The 3616-nt window shown below is 60.5% G+C and carries 5 protein-coding genes; 2 read left to right on the plus strand and 3 right to left on the minus strand.

What is annotated here, in order from left to right; genetic code table 11:
* Together ACZM96_RS10095 and ACZM96_RS10100 are read right to left on the minus strand one after the other, a co-directional pair.
* Window positions 1-755, minus strand: a 755-nt coding sequence (locus ACZM96_RS10095; protein WP_489488886.1) for a POTRA domain-containing protein, incomplete at its 3' end; no start/stop codon positions are given.
* 96 nt (window positions 756-851) lie between these two features.
* Window positions 852-1619, minus strand: coding sequence for an amino acid ABC transporter ATP-binding protein (locus ACZM96_RS10100; protein ID WP_489488887.1), 768 nt, complete (start codon window positions 1617-1619; stop codon window positions 852-854).
* Window positions 1620-1728: 109 nt separating this feature from the next.
* Between ACZM96_RS10100 and folK the strand changes: the two genes are divergently transcribed.
* Together folK and ACZM96_RS10110 are read left to right on the plus strand one after the other, a co-directional pair.
* On the plus strand, window positions 1729-2229 hold the full coding sequence (gene folK / locus ACZM96_RS10105; RefSeq protein ID WP_489488889.1) for a 2-amino-4-hydroxy-6-hydroxymethyldihydropteridine diphosphokinase: 501 nt from the start codon (window positions 1729-1731) through the stop codon (window positions 2227-2229).
* Window positions 2230-2294: 65 nt separating this feature from the next.
* Window positions 2295-2567: a transcriptional regulator gene (locus tag ACZM96_RS10110; protein WP_489488890.1), complete on the plus strand. Its 273-nt coding sequence runs from the start codon at window positions 2295-2297 to the stop codon at window positions 2565-2567.
* 277 nt (window positions 2568-2844) lie between these two features.
* Here the strand turns inward: ACZM96_RS10110 and ACZM96_RS10115 are convergent, their stop codons facing one another.
* Complete coding sequence (locus tag ACZM96_RS10115; RefSeq protein WP_489488892.1) at window positions 2845-3501, minus strand: 16S rRNA (guanine(527)-N(7))-methyltransferase RsmG; 657 nt, start codon at window positions 3499-3501, stop codon at window positions 2845-2847.
* Window positions 3502-3616 lie beyond the last annotated feature (115 nt).

The raw sequence follows: 3616 nt of genomic DNA on the forward strand, positions 1-3616 counted from the left end.
TGCCATGTCACGAGCTTCTGCAGATAGGCGTGATCCACATTGTCGGCGCCGCGAATGGAGGCGTCGCCCATGACCGCGGCCGGACCGGGATTGACGGTCACGTCGGCGTTCAGCGTTTTTTTGCGTTTGTTCAGCGTGTAGCGCGTGGAGGCAACGTCCGCCTCGGGGTAGCCCGAGCGGTGCAGCGTCTGCGGAATTTCGTCAACGGCGGCAAGCACCTTGTCCGCCTCGGCGGGCTCCCCATCCTTCAAGGGAAGAGTTTCGGGAACCGGCGCGGTCTCAACGCCCGGGAAGGGCGGCAGCGGCGCAGGCTCCGGCTGGTAGGAAAGCTCGGCGCGGCCAATGCTGTAGCGCGGCCCGGGAATCAGCGTGAGCGTGACGCGAGCTTCCGCGCCGTCTTTCGGTTCCGTGACGTCCGTTTTTGCCGTGCCGTCGTAGTAGCCGAGGGAATGGAGCAGCTTGACGGCGTTGTCCCTGTCGATGCGGGCGCGCCGCATGAGTCCTATGAGACCGTCCGGCAGGGTGTCGCGCAGCTGCACGAGCTGACTGTGACGCTCCATCGCGGAGCGGATGCCGGAATCGTCGCCCTCCACGCGGATGTCCACGCTGTAGGGCACGGGATCGCGTTCGAAAAGCGGGGAGACGTCTTCCTGCTGCTGTTCGGCCGCGTGGCGAAACAGCCCGCAACCGGAGACGGGGCAGAGCAGAATCGCCGTTCCCATGGCAAGCAGCAAGTGGCGGAGGCTGGAGGTCATAGTGCAAGCAGTAGCATGGGCCTGCTCGACTTGCAAGGGAAGAGAGGGCTCGACGCTCAGTAAATCATGCCGTCATCCATCAGGAATTTCCGTGTATTAGCGCGACATCTGACGGAGAAAGCTTCTGAGCCGCGGATGCTGAGGGCTGGAAAAAATATCGTGCGGCGAGCCCTGTTCAAGGATTTCGCCCTGGTCCATGAACAGAATTCTGTCGGCCGCCTCGCGGGCAAAGCCCATTTCATGCGTGACCACGACCATGGTCATGCCGTCGCGGGCAAGATCGGTCATGACGTCGAGCACTTCGCCCGTCATTTCCGGATCAAGGGCGGAGGTCGGCTCGTCGAACAGCATGATGCGCGGTTTCATGGCCAGCGCCCGGATGATGGCCGCACGCTGCTTCTGTCCGCCGGAAAGCTCGTCGGGGAAGGCGTATTTTTTGTCGGCAAGGCCCGTGCGCCTGAGCAGGGCGTCGGCCAGATCGGCGGCCTCGGCGCGCGTCATGCCGCGCAGGCGGACGGGGCAGAGCATCAGATTTTCCAGCACATTGAGGTGCGGAAAGAGATTGAACGACTGGAACACCATGCCCATGTCCTGGCGGAGACGGCAGATGTCGCATGCGCTGTCGTAGATGTCCTTGCCTTCGACAAGAATCTGCCCGGCCTGAATGATTTCCAAGCGGTTGAGGCAGCGCAGCATGGTGGATTTGCCCGAGCCGGAAGGGCCGATGAGAAACACCTTTTCTCCTTCCATGACGTCGAAGGAGACGTTGTTCAGCGCGTGGAGGGAGCCGTAGCTTTTTCGCACGCCGCGCACGGAAATCAGCGGGGCGTCCGACGGGGCGGAGACAGAAGAGAAAGTCGTCATGGCTTTTTGTGCAACAGGCGCAAGTCCGGTGTCAAGCGAGTTCGGGTGCCGGACTGGACAGAAGCCCGTGCCGGAGTGTATTTGTGCAGGAAAAACAGGAAGGAAAAACATGATACAGGCATATGTGTGCCTCGGCTCGAACATGGGGGATGCAAAAGCGCATCTGGCCCGGGCCCGGGCGGAACTCGACGCCGTGCCCGGCGTGCGGGTGACGGCGGCTTCTTCTCTTTACAGCACGGAGCCGCAGGGAAGAAAGGATCAGCCGTGGTTCCTCAATCAGGTTGTTCGTCTCGACTGCCCGGACGACATGAGCGCCGTGCATCTTCTGGACGCCATGCTGGAAAAGGAATCCGCCATGGGACGCGTTCGCGTGGAAGGCGACCATTTCGGACCGCGGGTCATCGACATGGATCTGCTCCTTTTCGGAAACGAGACGCAGCGGCTGGGCGATCATCTCATTCTGCCGCATCCGCGGATGTCCGAAAGAGCCTTTGTGCTGGTTCCGCTGCTGGAAATTGCTCCCGATCTCGTCATGCCGGACGGCAGAAGCGTGAAGTCCCTGCTGGAGAAACTGCCCTGTCGGCTTGAAGGTTCCTCCATTTTCCAATAGATTCACCTTGTGCGCGCTGCCTCTGCGCCTCTGTGAAGTCACGACAACCCTGCTCAGGAGAGAGTATGATTATCAAGGTAGTCATTTTTGTACTGGTCTGCTATGTCCTGTATCGGCTTTTCATGAACGACAGCAAGAAAAAGGCCGAAAAGGAAGCCCAGCAGCAGAAAAAGCGCATGGAATCCGGAGAAATGGTGCAGGATCCCGTTTGCGGCACCTATGTGGACAAGGACAATTCCATCACGGTCCGCAACGGCGATCAGACGCTGCATTTTTGCAGCTATGAATGCCGTCAGAAATATATCGACCGTTTCAACGAACAGCAGAAGCTCAACTGAGTTTCCGGCGACGTCGGCGTTCCGGAAGGGCGGCGCGGCCCGATTCCGGCATGCCGCAGCGTTGCCGAGTGTCCGCCGGACGGAATGTCCATCGGCGGATGTTCGTGAATGTTGCTGCGTCGGATGACGTGTTCGGCCCGGAGTGTGAGCTCCGGGCTTTTTGATTAATAAGGAAAGGGGCGGGAGAAGACGAACTTCTTCCACCCCTTGTTCATATGATGTCTGATAATGTCGGAAACGGCAGCCCGACGCCTGAAAGCCTGGCGGGAAGCTCCGCTCAGTCCCGGCCTTCCCGGAACGCGCAGAAATAGCGCGTCGTGTTGCCCGCCTGGTACGGCTCAACGGCCGTCAGCGTCCAGGGCAGGTCGTCGTCCGGCCTGAGCTCCTCCCGGGTCAGAAACACGACGCGTCCGTTTTCCGTAAGATGACCGCTCACGAAGGAAAGCATGTCCTTCCAGGGCATGAATGCACGGCTGACGATGAGATCGGCCTTTTTCCCCTCCATGAACTGTTCGGCCCGGCCGCGGAAGACGTGTGTGTCCTTCAGCGGATGGCGCGCCAGCACCGTGGAAAGAAAAATCGTGCGCTTGTCGCGCGATTCCACCATCCAGTAGCTGCCGTCGTTCCAGACCATGCGCAGCGGAATGCCGGGAAGCCCTGCACCGGAGCCGAGATCCCAGGTCACGGGCTCAGGCGGCAGGTCGGGCAGGATGTTTTTTCTGAGAAAGGCGTTGAGATGAAAGCTGTCCAGAATAAGTTCGTCCAGCGCGTCTCTCCAGTGCCTGGCTCCCACGAGGTTCATCATCCTGTTCCAGCGCATGAGAAGGTCAAGATAGCCGGCGAGCTCGGCGGCCTGTTCCGCCGTCAGCGAAAAGCCCGCTTTTTCACACAGCGTTCTTACCAGCGAGGGAGAGCAGTCTTCACGCTTTGCCATCGGCGGCCGCCCATTCGTCGAAGCTGGTCTTGATGAAGTTCACGATGGCGGCGTGCTCTTCCTTGCCCGGGCCCTTGATGTCCACCGGCGCGCCGAAACGGACGTGGACGGGCAG

It is taken from the genome of Mailhella sp., assembly GCF_057866825.1.